Origin of the sequence: Marinomonas sp. TI.3.20, assembly GCF_038155025.1 — a bacterium.
GTDB lineage: Bacteria > Pseudomonadota > Gammaproteobacteria > Pseudomonadales > Marinomonadaceae > Marinomonas > Marinomonas flavescens.
In genome coordinates this window covers 1-212 of sequence record NZ_JBAKAS010000160.1, presented here as the reverse complement: position 1 = coordinate 212, position 212 = coordinate 1, and the positions used below count along the sequence as shown (strand labels likewise).

General features: G+C 49.1%; 1 rRNA gene. It reads left to right on the top strand.

From position 1 onward, the window contains the following. Positions 1-74 (top strand): 5S ribosomal RNA (gene rrf, locus V6259_RS20175); the annotation flags it as partial. Between the last annotated feature and the right edge of the window lie 138 nt (positions 75-212).

The window sequence follows — 212 nt, the reverse complement described above, 5'->3', positions numbered from 1 at the left end:
GAACTCAGAAGTGAAAAGCGTCATCGCCGATGGTAGTGTGGGGGATCCCATGTGAGAGTAGGTCGTCGTCAAGCTTATAATTAAAAGAAGCCCCATCCTGCTACGCAGGGTGGGGTTTTTTCGTTCCAGCGTTTTAGTCAAAACAGCGTTTCTTGTTCTTCCATTTGCTTGCGCCTGTCTCGCAAGCTCGACGCGTCAGCACAAATGCAAAA